The organism is Vibrio limimangrovi, assembly GCF_054064025.1.
In genome coordinates, this window is sequence record NZ_JBSUGF010000007.1 from 290,033 (window position 1) to 306,277 (window position 16,245).

The 16,245-nt window shown below is 44.2% G+C and carries 18 protein-coding genes; 6 read left to right on the forward strand and 12 right to left on the reverse strand.

What is annotated here, in order from left to right; translation table 11 throughout:
- Window positions 1-24 precede the first annotated feature (24 nt).
- Window positions 25-243, forward strand: a complete 219-nt coding sequence (locus ACWYU8_RS09000; RefSeq protein ID WP_457519047.1) for a VF530 family protein — start codon at window positions 25-27, stop codon at window positions 241-243.
- A gap of 82 nt (window positions 244-325) precedes the next feature.
- Here ACWYU8_RS09000 and ACWYU8_RS09005 read toward each other — a convergent pair whose 3' ends face one another.
- Window positions 326-778, reverse strand: a complete 453-nt coding sequence (locus tag ACWYU8_RS09005) for an acyl-CoA thioesterase (protein WP_457519049.1) — start codon at window positions 776-778, stop codon at window positions 326-328.
- A 205-nt stretch (window positions 779-983) separates the two neighbouring features.
- Here ACWYU8_RS09005 and ACWYU8_RS09010 point away from each other — a divergent pair, with 205 nt between their 5' ends.
- Entirely contained in the window at window positions 984-1,748 is a 765-nt protein-coding gene (locus tag ACWYU8_RS09010; protein WP_457519051.1) for a ferredoxin--NADP reductase, read from the forward strand.
- An 88-nt stretch (window positions 1,749-1,836) separates the two neighbouring features.
- Here ACWYU8_RS09010 and ACWYU8_RS09015 read toward each other — a convergent pair whose 3' ends face one another.
- The 8 genes from ACWYU8_RS09015 to ACWYU8_RS09050 form a co-directional block, all read right to left on the reverse strand.
- Window positions 1,837-2,502 (reverse strand): DUF2057 domain-containing protein, encoded by a 666-nt coding sequence (locus ACWYU8_RS09015; RefSeq protein ID WP_457519053.1) that lies wholly within the window; start codon window positions 2,500-2,502, stop codon window positions 1,837-1,839.
- 205 nt (window positions 2,503-2,707) lie between these two features.
- Window positions 2,708-3,856, reverse strand: coding sequence for an AI-2E family transporter (locus ACWYU8_RS09020; RefSeq protein ID WP_457519054.1), 1,149 nt, complete (start codon window positions 3,854-3,856; stop codon window positions 2,708-2,710).
- A complete protein-coding gene (locus ACWYU8_RS09025; RefSeq protein ID WP_457519055.1) occupies window positions 3,849-4,535 on the reverse strand; it encodes a potassium channel family protein in 687 nt (228 codons plus the stop codon). Before ACWYU8_RS09025 ends, ACWYU8_RS09020 begins: the two co-directional genes overlap by 8 nt.
- A 21-nt stretch (window positions 4,536-4,556) precedes the next feature.
- Entirely contained in the window at window positions 4,557-5,444 is an 888-nt protein-coding gene (locus ACWYU8_RS09030; protein ID WP_457519057.1) for an efflux RND transporter periplasmic adaptor subunit, read from the reverse strand.
- A gap of 12 nt (window positions 5,445-5,456) precedes the next feature.
- A complete protein-coding gene (locus ACWYU8_RS09035; protein ID WP_457519059.1) occupies window positions 5,457-5,660 on the reverse strand; it encodes a DUF1656 domain-containing protein in 204 nt (67 codons plus the stop codon).
- Window positions 5,660-7,297 (reverse strand): TolC family protein, encoded by a 1,638-nt coding sequence (locus ACWYU8_RS09040; protein ID WP_457519061.1) that lies wholly within the window; start codon window positions 7,295-7,297, stop codon window positions 5,660-5,662. Before ACWYU8_RS09040 ends, ACWYU8_RS09035 begins: the two co-directional genes overlap by 1 nt.
- Window positions 7,298-7,307: 10 nt before the next feature.
- A complete protein-coding gene (locus ACWYU8_RS09045; protein ID WP_457519063.1) occupies window positions 7,308-9,488 on the reverse strand; it encodes an FUSC family protein in 2,181 nt (726 codons plus the stop codon).
- Between the two features lie 414 nt (window positions 9,489-9,902).
- The gene (locus tag ACWYU8_RS09050) at window positions 9,903-10,754 is read right to left on the reverse strand and encodes a DMT family transporter (RefSeq protein ID WP_457519064.1); all 852 of its coding nucleotides are present in this window, start codon (window positions 10,752-10,754) and stop codon (window positions 9,903-9,905) included.
- 254 nt (window positions 10,755-11,008) lie between these two features.
- Here ACWYU8_RS09050 and ACWYU8_RS09055 point away from each other — a divergent pair, with 254 nt between their 5' ends.
- Window positions 11,009-11,296, forward strand: coding sequence for a hypothetical protein (locus tag ACWYU8_RS09055; protein ID WP_457519066.1), 288 nt, complete (start codon window positions 11,009-11,011; stop codon window positions 11,294-11,296).
- Window positions 11,297-11,409: 113 nt separating this feature from the next.
- Here ACWYU8_RS09055 and ACWYU8_RS09060 read toward each other — a convergent pair whose 3' ends face one another.
- Complete coding sequence (locus tag ACWYU8_RS09060; RefSeq protein ID WP_457519068.1) at window positions 11,410-12,429, reverse strand: S1 family peptidase; 1,020 nt, start codon at window positions 12,427-12,429, stop codon at window positions 11,410-11,412.
- Window positions 12,430-12,872: 443 nt separating this feature from the next.
- Here ACWYU8_RS09060 and ACWYU8_RS09065 point away from each other — a divergent pair, with 443 nt between their 5' ends.
- The 3 genes from ACWYU8_RS09065 to ACWYU8_RS09075 all read left to right on the forward strand — a co-directional run bounded on the left by ACWYU8_RS09065 (window position 12,873) and on the right by ACWYU8_RS09075 (window position 14,684).
- Window positions 12,873-13,625, forward strand: coding sequence for a PHP domain-containing protein (locus tag ACWYU8_RS09065; protein WP_457519567.1), 753 nt, complete (start codon window positions 12,873-12,875; stop codon window positions 13,623-13,625).
- 142 nt (window positions 13,626-13,767) lie between these two features.
- Window positions 13,768-14,157: a cytochrome b562 gene (locus ACWYU8_RS09070; RefSeq protein WP_457519070.1), complete on the forward strand. Its 390-nt coding sequence runs from the start codon at window positions 13,768-13,770 to the stop codon at window positions 14,155-14,157.
- A gap of 173 nt (window positions 14,158-14,330) precedes the next feature.
- Window positions 14,331-14,684 carry a hypothetical protein gene (locus ACWYU8_RS09075; protein ID WP_457519072.1) on the forward strand — a complete coding sequence of 118 codons (354 nt, stop codon included), beginning with the start codon at window positions 14,331-14,333 and terminating at the stop codon, window positions 14,682-14,684.
- 65 nt (window positions 14,685-14,749) lie between these two features.
- On the opposite strand, the gene gloA2 is transcribed toward ACWYU8_RS09075, so the two are convergent.
- Both gloA2 and ACWYU8_RS09085 read right to left on the reverse strand, forming a co-directional pair.
- Window positions 14,750-15,133: an SMU1112c/YaeR family gloxylase I-like metalloprotein gene (gloA2, locus tag ACWYU8_RS09080; RefSeq protein WP_457519074.1), complete on the reverse strand. Its 384-nt coding sequence runs from the start codon at window positions 15,131-15,133 to the stop codon at window positions 14,750-14,752.
- Window positions 15,126-16,055: a LysR family transcriptional regulator gene (locus tag ACWYU8_RS09085; RefSeq protein WP_457519076.1), complete on the reverse strand. Its 930-nt coding sequence runs from the start codon at window positions 16,053-16,055 to the stop codon at window positions 15,126-15,128. Before ACWYU8_RS09085 ends, gloA2 begins: the two co-directional genes overlap by 8 nt.
- Window positions 16,056-16,245: the final 190 nt, after the last annotated feature.

Consider the following 16,245-nt stretch of genomic DNA (forward strand, 5'->3'; position numbering starts at 1 on the left):
AGTAGATAACATTGGATTTATACCATGAGTAATGCACAACCAAATAACCCACTACATGGGTTGAGTTTAGAAAAAATCGTCACCCGCCTGGTCGAGCATTTCGGGTGGAATGGTATGTACGAGCGCATTCGCGTGAATTGTTTTAAGAGTGATCCGTCTATTAAGTCTTCGCTGAAGTTTCTGCGTAAAACGCAGTGGGCAAGAGACAAAGTTGAAGCGCTCTATATCGAGACTTTTTGCTAAGTGCTAGATCAGTAAATTGTTCCCGAAAGCGATGAAAGCTCGCAGTCGGGAATTTCTCATGCTTTGTTACTAGAGGTATCTATCATTCCAGATGGTGGGTGCTTCCAACTGTTGCTTCCAGATCCAGTATCGACTGGCGAATCTTATCAGGAACTGCGGTTTTCACATTATTCTTAAAATCAAACATCACGCCTGTTGCTGTAGCGACCGTTACAATTTTCCCCCACTTCTTACTAAACACTTGATACTCCATCGTCATGCGGTCGCCCTGCATATCGATAACACGAGAGCCTATCAAAAGGGTGTCTGGGTAAGTAACAGGTAACTTGTAACGGCACTGAGTTTCACTCAGAACAGGGCTAATTTGCGAGGTTTGCAGGTCGACGAGTAAATTAATGGCTTCGAAATAGTCGAGACGAGCAGTTTCGAAATAGCGAAAATAGACGACGTTGTTGACGTGTTGCAAGGCATCCATTTCTCCCCAGGCCACTCTAATCTCAGTGATTACAGGGAAGTCTTTCAGTTGTGTGTCCATTTTATTTTTCCTTTTTCATCAACGTTGCCACAAATTGTGAGGCTACCTATTAATCTGAGTATTTATTCTAGATGTAATTTCTTATTATGTAATAAAATTGTTCATTAAGTGTGAAATAAGATGGCTGATTATGTAAACTTTGTGCTTTACATAGTGAAATTGGAAGCGTAAGTTTAGTTGAGAAGAGCTAAAAGGGAGAAGTCTCATGGCAGAACTGAAAAACTTCAATCTCGCCAGAGTTGAGAAGCGAATAGATTGGACCGATGATGTGTTCAGTTTGAGGGTGTCTGGTGCTCCGCTTTCCTTTAAAGCTGGACAGTTTACTAAGCTTGCGTTGCTGGATGACGAAGGGAATCTAGTCAGCCGTGCGTACTCGTTGGTTAATGCTCCGAGTGAACAGTTTGACTGGTTAGAATTTTTGATAGTCGCCAACCCACAAGGTCAATTATCACCAAGATTGCAAAAATTGAAGACGGGCGATAGCATCTATGTCGGTGAAACGGCCCACGGAGATTTGGTCCAGGACACCATCCCCAAACAAGCGCACGAACTGTGGCTACTTTCAACCGGTACTGGTATCGGCCCATTTCTCTCATTGCTAGATGACATTAAATTGCTTCCCCATAACGATAAAATCGTGCTTGTTCACGGAGTCCGATACGAAAAGGATCTGGTCTATACATACTTAATTGAGCATCTGGAACAGCGTTATGAAGGGCGATTAAAGTATGTGCCAATAGTCAGCAGAGAGGCCGTTGACGGTATGTTACAAGGTCGAATTCCAGAACTTATAGACTCTGGAGACCTGTCAAGCCGGGCAGATGTGCAATTTTCACCGGCCAGCAGCTTTGTCATGCTGTGTGGGAATCCAGAGATGATTAAAGACACCTTACCCGTGCTGCAAAAGGGCGGGTTAGAGAAATTTCGAACCAATACTGGTGGAAACATCATTTATGAACGTTATTGGTGATGCTTAATTTAGAGATTTAGGGCAATGTATCGAATATCAAAAAGCCACATCATGATGATGTGGCTTTTTACTTGAGCTCAACCGAACGTTATTGTTGATTGATGTATGCTTTGAAGCGCGCTTTGGTTTCAGCATCCGCTTTTTGGTACCAGAAGTGCAACATTTCTTCTGCGGTTGAATCTGCTTTTGCAGCCGCGCGTGCTTGCTTCATATCTTCAGGAATTTCTGCCGGTAGAGTTCTTGGTTGAACCATTGTGCCAGCAACTGCGATGGCTGCCACACCACCATCTCTATTGTAGTCTTCTACTTCGCGAACATAATCACGACCAATCTGCATGCCCGGTTTGATAAGCTTGTCTTGCTGAATCGCAATCGCGTCGCCAGATGCATCAACCAGTTTCCAGTCTAAGTCTTTGATGTTTTCTTCTGCATCATTCAAGTTGCGGTACTCTGGAAGTTGGAATGTTAACTTCGAGTCCGATGCAGAGAATCGAGTGACGATAACGTCACTTTCAACGCTAACGCGATCATTTCCTTGGTTGAAAAACGGAGAAAAGCGGAAAACGACTTGGTTTACGCCATCAGGTAATGTGAAGGTTTTTTCTGAAGCTAGAAAGCCACCAGAAAGCTTCACTTTTTCACCGTTCGCAGCTAGTACAGAAACGTCGTCAGGAACACTAACGGTTACGTCAGCGAATGCCATGCTACTCATTGCCAGAGCAAGCGCGCAAGTTAAAGGCTTGATCAATTTCATTGTTTTTATCCTAAGCACTATCTATTAGTGAGCATCGAGAGTGCATCGTTATGTGTTTGATTGCAACTTTCAAGTGTCATTAGCATGAAAATTTAACATTAGTTTCATTTTTCATTACTGATTTGATGAAAATGTGACCCCAATTAAAACAAACCGCTGCAATGCAACGGCTTGATTTTATATTTAGGTTTGAGACTTGGTTAACTTAAATACCTGCACCGTTGCTGGATTCATTTTTGTTATCTACCGTCTCTAGCATCTCGCCCATTTCTTCTTGCTGTTGAGCTTTCTCGATGTTCAACCACCAGACGAACAACTCATACCAAATCGCCAGAATGACCGCACCTAAGAACAGGCCAACGATACCGTAGAAAAGCATACCACCGATAGCACCCAGAAGAATCACTGGCATCGGCACATCCACTCCTCTACCCATTACCAATGGTTTAAGCAAATTTTCAGACAATGCACCAACGACAGCCCATACTGTAAACATCGTGGCTGTAGAGCTGTCCTGAGTCATGTACATGTAACCAATCACAGGAAGCACTGCGATGAGTGCTGGAAGCTGAGCGATACATAAAATCATTAAGATGATGGTAAGCAAACCAGCGGCAGGCACGCCAAATACAAAGAAACCTGCACCAATCAGCAATGCTTGAATGGCAGCAACACCGACCACACCTAGCAATACACTCTTAATTGTTGCAGCGATCAGAGTCGTCCAGCTTTTCGCATTGTCACCTGCAGTACGAATAGCGAGAGTAGTCAGGCCCGACGCTAATGATTCCGAATAAGTCATAAACCCAGCAGCAATCGCTAGAGATAAAATAGAGAGCAGTACGCTACCCAGTGCACCACCGACCATACCAAGCATGGAAGTTAATGCTGACTTAATCTGTGGCATAAAGGTTTGAATGGCTTGCTCTAAGTTGGTCGCAAAGAGTGTCCAGGTGTCAAAAAGTTTATTGCCGACGACAGGCCAGTCAGCGACAGATGGCTTAGGACCTGGAATTTTGACGTCTCCGCTTTGAAGTACTTCCAGAGCGTGTGCAGCCCCTTCATAAATAGAGCCTGATACCATAACCAGCGGTGTGACCAACAGTGCGATACCGAGTAAAGCGATGGTGGTCGCAGCTAAGCCGCGTCTGCCGCCATAAGCACGTTGCAGTTTCTTAGTTACTGGCAAGAGTGCTACAGCGATGATTGCTCCCCAAATAACGGGAAGGATGAAAGGCCTGATAATGTCGTACGTAAACACCAGCAATACGAAGATCAAGCCAATACGTATTGCTGATTCCACCATGTTACTGATGAAAAGCTTACTGTCATTTCTTTCCGATAATTTATCCATTTTTGTTTACCTGATGATCAATGTTGGAACTGACGAGACTTGAAACCACTATCGCCATATAAAACACACCTGTAATGGCCTCTAAATAAACGATGACTTGCGCCAGCGGAGTCAGAGGACTGATATCGCCATAACCAAGAGTAGTTAGGGTGACGAAACTGAAATACGCTGCATTGGAGAAGTTTTGTCCCCAGGATATAGCTTCCATACCTGTGAACGCTTGTGGAGAAAATTCAATTAAGATGAGATAGGCAATGGCCCACATCAAACCAAGAAGCAAGAATAGAGCGACTGAGCCAATGACTTTGTTGCTGTTGACATGGCCAGTAAATAGGATTTGTCTTGCTATCGATTTAAAAGTGCCAAAGAAGAACGCAAACGTTAAAGCTAGCATCACTACGTTCATTTCTTGAATGTGAAAAATCGTTTTTATGACAATAACAATTACCCAGATACCAACTAGGGTATACAGGAATCGCGACCAGGTTTTGTCAAAACGTAAGCTAGCGAAGCAGACGATAAACGTTAATATGGTAAACGCCTGCAACATGTGCTCAATCGTGCCTTCATCGACAATTTGGACAAACGCACCACCAATTAACAAAACGATGAGCGCCAAGGTGAGATAAAAGAAGTTATTTTCTTCATTAATGTTTTTGAGTTTTTTACCAATAACCATGGTTGTTCTCTCACTTAGTATCTATTCATTGTTGTCTGCTGAATCTTCCATCACCATGATGGAGGCAGAAAGTCCAAATCGAAGTTCAATTCCCTCAGGAAGTTCGTTGATCGAAATGCGCACTGGAATACGTTGTGCGAGACGTATCCACTGGAAAACAGGATTCACATTTGGCAAGAGGTTATAACCGACCGTGCCATCTCTTGGTGCTATCCCCCATCCGATGGAATCAACTTTTGCTGCGATCGGTGTATCTGGATGAGACATTAAGGTCACTCGCGCCTGACTGCCCGGCTCAATTTGTTGCAGCTGGTTTTCACGGAAGAAGCCAAACACCCAGAAGCTGTGTTTATCGATAAGTGCAAGCAATGGCTGGTTGGCGACCGCTTGAGTACCGTTGCGGATATCTAAATTAGAAACAAACCCGTCGACTGACGCATAAACCTTGGTGTAGCTCAGATTCAACTTAGCGGACTTTAACTGTTCTTCCGCGGCCTTTATTTGCAGTAACGACTCTTCATAAGCAATCTCTCTACGAATAAGGTCTTTGTGAGATACCGCTCCGCGATCTTTGTCTCGGATGTCCGTTAAGCGATCGTATTCGATTTTTTTACCACGAGCGCTGACAACGGATTTTTCCAGTGCCACTTCGGCTTGAGATAAGGCGACCTCGTAGGTGGTCGGATCGATTTCAAACAGCAAGTCACCAGTTTTTACTTCTTGGTTGTCTTGAATCGCGACATTGACAATAGGACCGGATACACGTGGTGCAACTTTGATGACGTTGGCCCGGACCTGTCCATCTCGTGTCCAGGGGTTATTGAAATACTCTTCAAACTTTTGATAGCCGAGCCAAGCTGCGCCACTAAGAATGACAAGATTGAGTGCAATTACGAATAGTTTTTTCATCTTGTTTGGCACCTAAAATTGAATATAAAAGCTGTCGATTGCCACCACATAACAGACCATGATGGCGATAAAAGTCAGCGACGGAAACGCGATAAAACGCGACAAACGGGTCTTGTTTAACAGGATAACGGTTATCCAGGTAGCGGTTACCGCGAGAAACAGAACCAGTAGCAAAGGTGAGAAGTAAATATCTCCCCAAGAAAGCTCATAAGGCATCACGGCTCCTCCCTAGTAGGCTTCGTGCTGTCAGCTCTTTCAATCGGCAGAGGTGGTAATACACGGTTTTCGGAGTCTAAGTATCCATCCCAGTCCGTGCGTTCGTTCATCTGCTTAGCTATCGTATCTGATAAGAAAGGTTTACCTGTCTGCGCTTGCCAACCGCCGCCAAGGGATTTGTAAAGGGCGACAACTTGGTTTGCGACACTGCCTTTGATTGACGCGTAGTTGTCCTCTGCTCGGGTCATCTTCTCTACAGAATTTAGCAGGCGTTCAAAGGATATTTGGCCGTTTTCGTATTGCGTCATCGAAATATTAAACGCACGAATAGAGGAGTTGACGGACTGCAAGCGCAGCGTTTTTTGTTGCAAATACAGGTCGTAAGCTTCTAACGCATTGGTGACTTCATTAACGGCTTCGAGTACTTTCTTGTTGTAGTTAGTCAAGGTTTCCTGAAAGCTGGCATCTTCGTAGCGGATGTTATTTTTCACTCGGCCATATTGAAATATGTTCCAGCTAAACGCGGGGCCTGCAACCATGGTTAAAGAGTCACTGAAACTAAAGCTGCTGCCATCAGGGACGGTGCTGTCGATACCTATTGAGCCAAACAGTGAAAAGCTTGGGTACAGCGCTGCTTCTGCTACGCCGATTTGTGCGCTCTGAGCGCGAGCTTGCATCTCAGATACTTGTAAGTCCGGTCGACGCATGATCAGGTTGGCATCGATTTGTGTTTCTAATAATGGCGGACGAGGGACAATCGAGTTTTCATCACTACCAGATAGTGCGGATTTTCTTCCGGTCGATTGAAACTGAGCTTCGTATTCCGCGATACGCTGAGGGAGCCCGTTTGATGAAAGGATCGCATCGACTTCTTCTGGCAACACGCCCAAAAGCAGGGCGATAGCCGTTCGTGACTGCTTCATCGCGATTTCAAGACTCGGTTGCGCCGCCATTGTGGTATACAACTGGTTCTGTGCTTGTTGAACGTCAAGTTCGGTCACGTTACCCGAGTCAAACTGGACTTGAGTAATATGGACAACGCGCTTTTGAATATCGATGTTACGCTCTGACAGCAAAATACGTTCTTGGTAGGTACGATAATTGACGTAATTGCGTACTACTTCGGAAGTGATGGTAACCATGATGTCATGATAAGACGCGATCGTTGCGTAATACCCCGCTTCAACGGACTCAATACCACGTGCGTATTTGCCCCAAATATCCATTTCCCAGGCCGCATCAAATGACAGAGCTGCGTTGTTGAACCCTTGGTCGTTAACGTAAGCACGCGCTAGATTACCGGACACAGTTTGTACTTGCGGATATTGCAACCCAGACGCGACACCTACCAAGGCTCGGGCCTGGACAATCCGTAAACCTGCCGCTTCCAAATCGAGGTTTTGCTGGCTTGCCATCTCAACCAGTTGATTTAGCGTCGGGTCATTAAACTGTTGCCACCACTGCTGTATCTTCTGCTCAGATTGCTGCGTATCTTCGGCTGCCTTTTCTAGTGACCAATCACTTGGTAAAGGAGCTTGTTGTGGTTGGACGTAGTCTGGTCCCACAGTAGTACATGCGCTCAGTCCGAGTAAAGTAAGGATGGCGAGGCTTGGTTTTGTTAGTTTTTGAAGCATCATATCCCCACCTTTAAAACCGCTTCTGCTGTAAGTTCACCCAATCGATATCCTCGTAGGTTTGCTTGCAATGTTTTATTGCTTCGAATACGTTCCGTTTTAAATTCAGCAAGATATAAAAACCGGCTATCTCTGAATAAGCGTAGTCAGATAAATCCAACGCACTAAAAAAGTCTTCCAGTTTATCTTCAAAGGATTGGTAATCCTGACTGTATTTTTCGAATACGGAATCGAGCTCTTCTGTTACTTGATGACTAGCTAAAGCCCCAGCCATCATAGGTATGATGGAGTCGCGATGCTGCTGACGAAGTTTGTTTATCAGTGGGTTAGCCAATAATTTCTTCTCTGCAATCATGAGCACATTAATATGATTGCACAATGCATCGCAAGCTTTACTGAATGCACCAATCGCTTCAGGCGTCGTTTGGTTAAAATGTTTGTGGTTGATTTTGGAACCCCACACTTTAAGTTTTTTTGCCGACACATTCAGAGTCACCAAATGCAGAGCACGCTTTGGCTGTGTTACAAAAGAACTCGACGGGTTTTGATAGGTGGCAAACAGAGAGCGTATATGCCGGAAATATCGCTCTTTCAAAGTTAAAAATAGATGTTCTGGTCTTGAGCTGAACGGGAAGTAATGAGCAAAAATGATCATGAACACGACCAGGTAAAACAACGTCATGATCGTCATTAAGATCCCGAAGTGGTAGAACATATTGTTGTCCAGCCCCAGCACAAACAGACCAACCATGTAAAAAATCGTTATCGGACCATTGAAAAGGTAAAATCCAATAAATGTATAGATAAAGATAAACAACCCAAGCTCTAGCCCAAGATCCAGTTGCGGTAATATAAATAGGTACGATGGCACCGCAAATAAGAAGCCGAACGTGAACAATACCAGCAGCAAAATAGGATGTACGGGTATGAATGACAGCAAGGACATAAACATGGTTGAGAAAATGACAAATGAGTAGCCACCTGGCGGATTAAAGTAAATCCAAATAAGCCCCGCGACCCAATAGGTTACAAACGTTTTAACCGCGGTTTTGAAGTTTTCTGCATCCCACCACAAAAACTTGCCTTTTGGCTTAGGCAGTTCAACTTCGAACGAAACAGTATTGGTCACCGAGTCAATACAGCTAATACTTTCAGCCAGGCGCGAAAGGCTCTGATGCATGGATTCCAGCAGAACACCTAGCGTGACGGCGGAGCCTTTAGTTAGGTGAGGTACTGAATCTAATAATTCCTGGTTGAAGTCGGCCTTAAATTCCCTAGTGCGATGAACCTGTTCTTTGTTGTCCCAAACTTGTTGGCAAGTTTCGAATAGCTGCTCAATTTCCGCGATTGCTTCATCAAAGTTATCTATGCACGTGCGATCGTCTTCCAGACTAAAATGGCTATGGACGGCAACGGACAATTGCTGAGTAATCTGCTTACTGAGGTGGACGGCTAAGCGCCATTCTTGAATATATGCAGAAACATCACTGCATTCGACACTGACGGTCGCAAAGCGCTGTTCTAAATTATTCTGCGCAGCAAATACTTCTTCGGTAAGCTTATCTATGTTGAGTTGAGTGGCTCTGCTCTCAGACGCTTGTGCAGATTCTGCCTCGCTATCATCTTGTTGATGCTTTTCATGTCGTTGCTCAAAGTTATGAACAATCACTGCAAACAGAGCTTGTTGCGTTTGGTTTAACTGTTCGATGAGTTGTCGCAGGTTTTGCTCTGTTTTCACCGGGAATAAGAACGTGCCGACAAGTGTATAAACGACCACACCAAATACGGTCATGTAGGCACGATCGACGCCGTACAGGAAGGCGCCATCTGCATCTCCACCATTAGACATCATCAGAGTCATGACCCCGGTCAGCATCAGCAGGGTAGGATCTTGTTGGTAAGCGTTGCGGAAATAAAAGATAAATGACACGACGAGGGAAACGGATAGCATATACAGAATGCGATCCTGTGAAAATAAGCCGACTAACAGCAAGCCAACGACAGCCCCAACCAAGGTCCCCAGAACACGCAAAGTCCCTTTAGCGAGAGATTCGCGACGGCTGCCTGTTGTAGCAATCAGCATTACTGTGGTCGCTGCGGTCGAAGCCTGTGGCCACCCCATTGCAAAGGGGATCAGATAAGCCAATGTGAGGCTAAGCGATACCTTTATAGCGAATTTAATTTTGTCATTCATAATCAAAAATTTGCTCAGGCCTATCTTTTCAAGTTGATGAATTTGTTAATAAAAGTTTATATTTTAGTATATTGTTATAAATATATTTGGGTTGGCGGAATATAGCGAGCAAAAAGAGGCGGATTGTAAATCTTCTGTCAAAACAAATTGCGCATTAAGTCGTTGATCTTCGTCTATCCCTTGCTATTCATAGGGAAAAAGAAAAAATGCTCAAAACAGTTACTTACTGCGAGTCTTATTTATGAAACAGATTTACGGTATTTCCTAGCCAAGATTTTTTCAATTCTATTAATCGCCAGACATTAAGCTGGGGGGCTTTCACTTCTTGTCATTCATACCCCTACTTTTAAAAAGAATAGATGATGAATGCTGATTTGAGAGGAAAAGTTTTATTTTTTATCAAGTTGTCTCGTTTTAGTGCACATTTTGAGATCGAGATAAAAAGACCAGTGCGATACCACCTAAGATAATTGAACTGGTGAGAATAGAATGAAACGAAAGCGCTTCACCTAGCATAATTGAGCCTAATACCAAAGCGATCACTGGTACAGACAGTTGACTGACAGCAGCCTGGAGTAGGGAAAGTTTCTGTATTACGTGGTACCACAACAGATAACCAAGTCCAGAGGTAATCGCGCCTGATGACACCGCGAGCAGAACACCTTTGGAAGTCAGAGTCACAGAGGACAGGAGAAGCGGAGAAAGCATCAAGCTGATAACCGACGCGGCAATAAAACCCCAAGCAATCCCGCTGCTGGGTGAGGGCGCATGCTTGCCGAGAGCGGTAAATAGTGCCCAGCAAATCCCTGATATGGCAATAAGAACCGTTGACCAAATATCCGGGCGTGTGGCTGATGGAAGCATTAACCAGGCAAAACCGAGCACAGACACAGCAATGCCGATGATTTCTAATGTCTTAAAGCGTTCGCCTTGCCACCAATGCAGTGTCAGAAGCGTAAGCTGTACCGCTCCGAATAAAATGAGTGCGCCGGTACCTGCTGCCATATTTAAATAAGCGTATGAGATTAACACGGCATAGCCAAACAACGTCAGGCCGGCCAGTATTTTGAAGCGACTGGTTGGTTTTTCAGTTTTTAAGGTGCCGGTGACAACAAGAAAAAGAATCAAAGTGGCGGCACCGGAAATTAACCGAATGAGTGTAAAGCTGCCAGCATCACTCAATTCATCCACCAATGCTGCTCGACACAGGAGTGAGTTGGCGGCAAAAGCGAGCATCACGATGACGGTCAGCAAAAAATTTATCATTATTCATCCTAATTTATAGTCATAGAATCATTGTAGTCGTTAAAATGAATGCATCAATTTGTTGCATACATTTAGCTCAGTGTGTTTGAATTGTTAATTGATTGAAAAATATATGAAAGTAGCTATTTTCTCTCTGTTTATTGGGATTTTTCCTACACATCAATTGCGCTTATTCTTGCTATCTTTTCGCAAGGTAGGAACACCAATTCGACAGGTGTTCCCAACGTCAGGCTACTACTAAAAGAACGACAACGATGAATGATTTTGTTTTGCGATTGATGAAGTGCGCTCGTGCATACGAAAGTTTTATAGGAACGAAACTGCTGAGCAAGCAGAGCATTAATACCGATGAATTGACGCGTATTCAGAAAGAGGCGATCTCGAAATTTCCAGAACTGAAAACTGAACAGAAATTTAATGGTAAAGAGAGTGTTGAGCTGGAACTGTTTAACAAGGTACTACACAACACCATGTTAAAAGTTGGCTTCCGAATTCCAGAGGGTAAAGCCGCTAGCTCGAGTTCGATTTATATTCGCCGATAACTACAGAGCAGCCTTCCTGTGACGGGAAGGCTGTTTACGTTCTGGAAGCTCATTTATTATGGAGGCTCAGTTTTTAGCCAGTGGTGTACCGTACGTCTTGCTGTCAGCTTAAGTTAGTTATTTTGTTTGCGACGACGTATCCAACCCAGCCATCCGCCTATCATTAAGAGGCCAGCGCCAAGAGAGCCGCCGCTACCACCGTCATCACTGTCATCCACAAAAATCTCTGAATCCCCTTCACTATGGTAATCTTCCGTGGCGGCTAATTCAGAGTCATAACTGGTTTTAATCCCAGAGCTGGTTTGCCGTTCGATCCAGGTTGTGTAGTTGAGTATTTCTGTAAATACGCTCGGTATGGCAGCCGACTCACAGATAGATGAGCCATAACTGACAATGCCAATTTGTTGGTACATACCATTGTCATCCACATACGTGAGTGGCCCACCGGAGTCACCGCGACAAATCCCGGTATAATCTCTGTCTTCAAAGCCATTCGCGCACAAAGTCTCCTGTGCGTTGAATCCGGAAACCAAAGCTTCACACTCTGAATCGGTGAGTGGTTCAACTTCTGCCCAGCGTAAATAGTTTGGTGCTGATGTGTCAGTGGTGGATGTCTGCCCCAAGCCAAATATTTGATAGACAGAAGCGTCACTGTAATCGCCAAAGTCTTGCGGCAAAGTGATAGATTGAACGTTATCTGTTATCGGGCGAGAAAGTTCGAGAAGTGCGAGATCATTAATCCACAACTCGTTGGGGTTGTAGTCTGGATGAATGGTGATTTTGCGAACGTCTTTGAATTCGGAGACATAAACGTCATCCATGGTTGGGTTTTTGACTAAAACACGCAGATGGTCCGTGCTCCACCCATCAGTAAAAACATCGGATTCGACACAATGTGCGGCAGTTAAAATGAAACGGTCATTCACGATAGAGCCGCCACAGATATTGGCGAATTCGTCTGCCCCGGTTTTATACAAAATTAAACGTGCGAAAAAGGGCGCTTGATTCAAGGTTGTTGTCTCGCCGCCAACAATAGCAGCAGAAATACCTTGATCTGAAAGACTCGTATCTGCGTAAGTGGTCATGGGAAAAATTAGGCAAGCCCCGCTTATCAAAAGATGATTTACCCTCATAACCTTGTCCTTGTAATTGGCATTATTGTATTTACTGTAGTCAAGACTCGAACAAGCACAACATTGCTTCTGTCCAATCTCATTATTCATACAAGTGTCACGCGTTCTTAATACTATGAAGCGACGGCGAGAAATAGAAATGCTGGTGGAAAATACCGTATCTATGGGGTATTTGACATGATTAATACCAATCACAGTAAGTAAGTGTTCAGAAATAGCGTAGGAAAAATGCTTGAGAACAAGGCAGAATTTTTCGATAAGTAGTTATTCTACAATCAAAAATTGTAACGCTGTTATCGAGTATTTTAACAAGCTAGAATGACCAGTTATTTACTACGATTGGTATAAGTCTTTCTTTTCAAACTCTATTCAGTAGGGAGCGCTACATCTTATCATCTTGAGGGTATACAATAGCTGCAAATTTGCGCTGCAGAGGCATAATGATGGATTTTAAGGTTGATACTCACACACATACGTACGCTAGTGGTCATGCCTATAGTACGCTGATTGAAAATGCTAAGTCGGCAAAAGAGAACGGATTAGAAATGTTCTGTACTACCGATCATGCAGAGTCGATGCCGGGTGCACCTCACTACTGGTTTTTCTCAAATCAAAAAATTCTGCCTCGTTACCTTGAAGGCGTTGCCATCGTTCGTGGTATTGAAGCCAATATTCTCAATACGGAAGGTGAGATTGATATCCCTTTCAGTGTTGATCAGAACCTAGATTGGGTCATTGCCAGTTTCCACGAACCTGTCTTTATTCCATCGAATAAGGCTACCCACACAGAAGCGTTGCTTAACGTTATCCAAAGTGGTCGTATTGATGCGCTTGGACATTTAGGTAACCCAAATTTTGACTTTGATTTTGAAACCGTCTTGAAATGCGCTAAAGAGCATCACGTCGCGATTGAGATTAACAATACCACTCTGAAAGGGAACAGCCGTGTTGGTAGCGTTGACCGTTGTCATGAGATTGCGCAGATAGGCAAAGAGTTAGGCGTATTCTTTACCACAGGCAGCGACGCACATTTTTGCCACGATGTGGGGAATCTCGATCTGGTTGGAGAGTTGATGGACCGAGTTGCGATTAGCCGCGAAAAAGTCATTACTTATTCGGCTAAGCAGTTTTTGTCTTTCCTGGAATTGCGCGGGCGTGAACCCATTACAGAATATGATGAAATGCGTCATGCATAAACTTGATTACATTTTTGCAATGCACCCTTAGTGTGTTTCCTTTACACTGCTTGGGTATAATTGTCCGGGTAATCCAGCATATTGGGTCACTGTGATAAGCGAAGCCGACATAGAATTCGGCACTAAAAATGGAGAAGTGAAGATGTTACGTCCTTTAATTTTAGGGTGTGCGATTGCGTTGTGCTCAAGCTACGCAATGGCGGAAGCGGTCGATCTAAAACAGAACATGAAACAGATGAAGATGGATTTCAAACAAGCGGCGGAAGCTACGGATGTTGAAACCATGAAGTCTGCAATTGATAGTTTGCAAGCTATCGTAGAGCAATCCAAGCGTGGGAACTACCCACCAGAAAAGTTTGATACGTACCTAGAAGGGTTCAACAAGTTATCGGTAACGTTAGACAAAATCGAAGCAGACTTAGATGCGGGGAATCTGACTCAAGCGAAAGAGCAGCTACGCGAAATCGATGGTCTTCGTGAAGAATACCACGACAAACGCAACCCAAGTATCTGGAGCAAGCTGTTCGGTTAATTTTGAACGCTACGATAATGATTGAAAAAGGCCTGCTATTCATTAGCGGGCTTTGTTGTCTTTATCGATAAAATAAGTTGTCTCTGTCGGCAAACTAACACTGTGTTTGTAATCCGTTATTGAGCTTGCAGTTAGAATTGGTTACGCTGTGTGAAATTTGTTAAGTCACCGTTATGCGTAGATTAATTCCTTTTTATCGCTCTATGTTGTTTGCTTGCGCCTTAAGCTGGGCGCTTGTTACACTAATGCCTGTTATCAATGCTCATGGTAACAGCATGGGCGTGTGGGCAACGCTTTGTACGCTTAACGGTTTCGAACTGATTCAGGTTGAAGAAGGTGACAATGCTGTTACTCACAAAGGCAAGCCTTGTCCGTTCAGTCACTATTCACTTTTTCATCACGACTCACTTCCAACTACACCTTTACTTTTACGACAGAGCTCGGTTATTTCTGACAGTTACACTTTTTTGGCTCTAAGTGTACGATTTGAAACGCCTGAGCCCAGGGCACCACCTGGTTTTTTCTAATTGAACAGACTTATCTAACTAAATACTCGACGCACTCAAATACACTTCGATTTTCCCCTCACGATTTACTTCTGATATAACTCCAACGGTAGTCGATCTGGATCCTGGAAGAAGGTAAATGCTTTACCAGTGAATTCATCAATTCGGATAGGTTCTACTTCTATATCTTTCGATTCGAGGTATTGTTTCACTTCTTCGATGTCATCAACTTGAAAAGCGAGGTGCCGCAGGCCTTGAGCTTCAGGAAAGCTTGGCCGCTCAGGGGTGTTCGGAAAACTGAATAATTCAATTTGACTGCCATCAGGTAGTGCGAGATCGAGCTTATAAGAATCCCGTTCAACGCGGTAGTTTTCCGCGATAATGCGCAGACCCAATATTTCGTTATAAAAGTACTTTGATGCTGGGTAGTCGCTACAGATAATGGCCACGTGGTGAATCGCATTAAACATGGTTAGGTTCCTTTGTGATCAAGTGTTCGTTTACGAAATCGATGAATACCCGCAAGCGCGCCGGCATGTATTTGGTTTGGGGATACTGCATGGCAATTGCGCCATGATAGTTACTCTTTATCATCCAGTCAGAAAGTACTTCAACCACTTCTCCTCTTTCCAGTGCTTCTTTAACCACAAAGTCGTGGAAGATTCCGATCCCTAATCCTGCTTTGACGCCATTTAACCGCATTTGAGAGTGATTGACAGCGTATCGGCCTCTTACAGCGATGGAGTGAAACGCCTCTTCTTTAAAGAACGACCAAATGTTGTCTTTGTCATTTTCTGCCAGGTAAATGCAGTCATGTTGCTCAAGCTGGGTTGGATGCTCTGGCATACCGTGTTCAGTGAGATAGTCCGGTGACGCGCACAATACAAGGTTCGTTTTACGGATCTCTTTCAAAACCAGGTTTTCATCGGGTTTATCAGTCAGCTTAAAGGCCACATCGATACCTTCGCGGAACAGATCAATTTCACCATCAGCGGCACGAAGTTTGAGCTGAATCTCTGGATATCGCTGTAAAAATGGCAACACAAAGGGTTGAAGAACTGAGTTTAAGAACGCTTCCGGTGCAGCAACCGTCAGTGCTCCGGTTGGCTCGGTATGATCTTCCGCTGACAATTCCACCGCTTGTTGGGCGGCGTTAACCATCGCAATACTCTGATCGTATACCTTTTGCCCTGCTTGAGTGATGAGCAGCTTACGCGTAGTACGTTCAAATAACTTCACGGAAAGCGCATGTTCTAATCGCGTGATCAACTTACTCAACGCGGAAGGGGTAACCCCTAGCTTTTTAGCGGCGGCGGTAAAGCTCCCTTCGTTCACCACCAGGATAAATGAAGCGAGATCAGGAAGTAGGGCGATAAGTTTTGGATTAACCATAAGTTTCGGTTCAATGCGGCGTAATGAGGGTATTTTCTGGCACGACCGGCCCTGGTTCAAGTGTTACTGTCTCGCTTTAGCGACATTTTTCAGAATTTGTGTTAACCCGAATTGGAGAAACTGAAATCCTTCTCTTCTGATGTGAAGAGAAGGATTCGTTCGTTTCTTGAATGCCACTTCTAGTCATTGA

Bases quoted from the DNA above. Each gene is read 5' to 3' on its own strand.
- ACWYU8_RS09000 (WP_457519047.1), top strand. From the start codon at position 25: ATGAGTAATGCACAACCAAATAACCCACTACATGGGTTGAGTTTAGAA.
- ACWYU8_RS09005 (WP_457519049.1), bottom strand. From the start codon at position 778: ATGGACACACAACTGAAAGACTTCCCTGTAATCACTGAGATTAGAGTG.
- ACWYU8_RS09010 (WP_457519051.1), top strand. From the start codon at position 984: ATGGCAGAACTGAAAAACTTCAATCTCGCCAGAGTTGAGAAGCGAATA.
- ACWYU8_RS09015 (WP_457519053.1), bottom strand. From the start codon at position 2,502: ATGAAATTGATCAAGCCTTTAACTTGCGCGCTTGCTCTGGCAATGAGT.
- ACWYU8_RS09020 (WP_457519054.1), bottom strand. From the start codon at position 3,856: ATGGATAAATTATCGGAAAGAAATGACAGTAAGCTTTTCATCAGTAAC.
- ACWYU8_RS09025 (WP_457519055.1), bottom strand. From the start codon at position 4,535: ATGGTTATTGGTAAAAAACTCAAAAACATTAATGAAGAAAATAACTTC.
- ACWYU8_RS09030 (WP_457519057.1), bottom strand. From the start codon at position 5,444: ATGAAAAAACTATTCGTAATTGCACTCAATCTTGTCATTCTTAGTGGC.
- ACWYU8_RS09035 (WP_457519059.1), bottom strand. From the start codon at position 5,660: ATGCCTTATGAGCTTTCTTGGGGAGATATTTACTTCTCACCTTTGCTA.
- ACWYU8_RS09040 (WP_457519061.1), bottom strand. From the start codon at position 7,297: ATGATGCTTCAAAAACTAACAAAACCAAGCCTCGCCATCCTTACTTTA.
- ACWYU8_RS09045 (WP_457519063.1), bottom strand. From the start codon at position 9,488: ATGAATGACAAAATTAAATTCGCTATAAAGGTATCGCTTAGCCTCACA.
- ACWYU8_RS09050 (WP_457519064.1), bottom strand. From the start codon at position 10,754: ATGATAAATTTTTTGCTGACCGTCATCGTGATGCTCGCTTTTGCCGCC.
- ACWYU8_RS09055 (WP_457519066.1), top strand. From the start codon at position 11,009: ATGAATGATTTTGTTTTGCGATTGATGAAGTGCGCTCGTGCATACGAA.
- ACWYU8_RS09060 (WP_457519068.1), bottom strand. From the start codon at position 12,429: ATGAGGGTAAATCATCTTTTGATAAGCGGGGCTTGCCTAATTTTTCCC.
- ACWYU8_RS09065 (WP_457519567.1), top strand. From the start codon at position 12,873: ATGGATTTTAAGGTTGATACTCACACACATACGTACGCTAGTGGTCAT.
- ACWYU8_RS09070 (WP_457519070.1), top strand. From the start codon at position 13,768: ATGTTACGTCCTTTAATTTTAGGGTGTGCGATTGCGTTGTGCTCAAGC.
- ACWYU8_RS09075 (WP_457519072.1), top strand. From the start codon at position 14,331: ATGCGTAGATTAATTCCTTTTTATCGCTCTATGTTGTTTGCTTGCGCC.
- gloA2 (WP_457519074.1), bottom strand. From the start codon at position 15,133: ATGTTTAATGCGATTCACCACGTGGCCATTATCTGTAGCGACTACCCA.
- ACWYU8_RS09085 (WP_457519076.1), bottom strand. From the start codon at position 16,055: ATGGTTAATCCAAAACTTATCGCCCTACTTCCTGATCTCGCTTCATTT.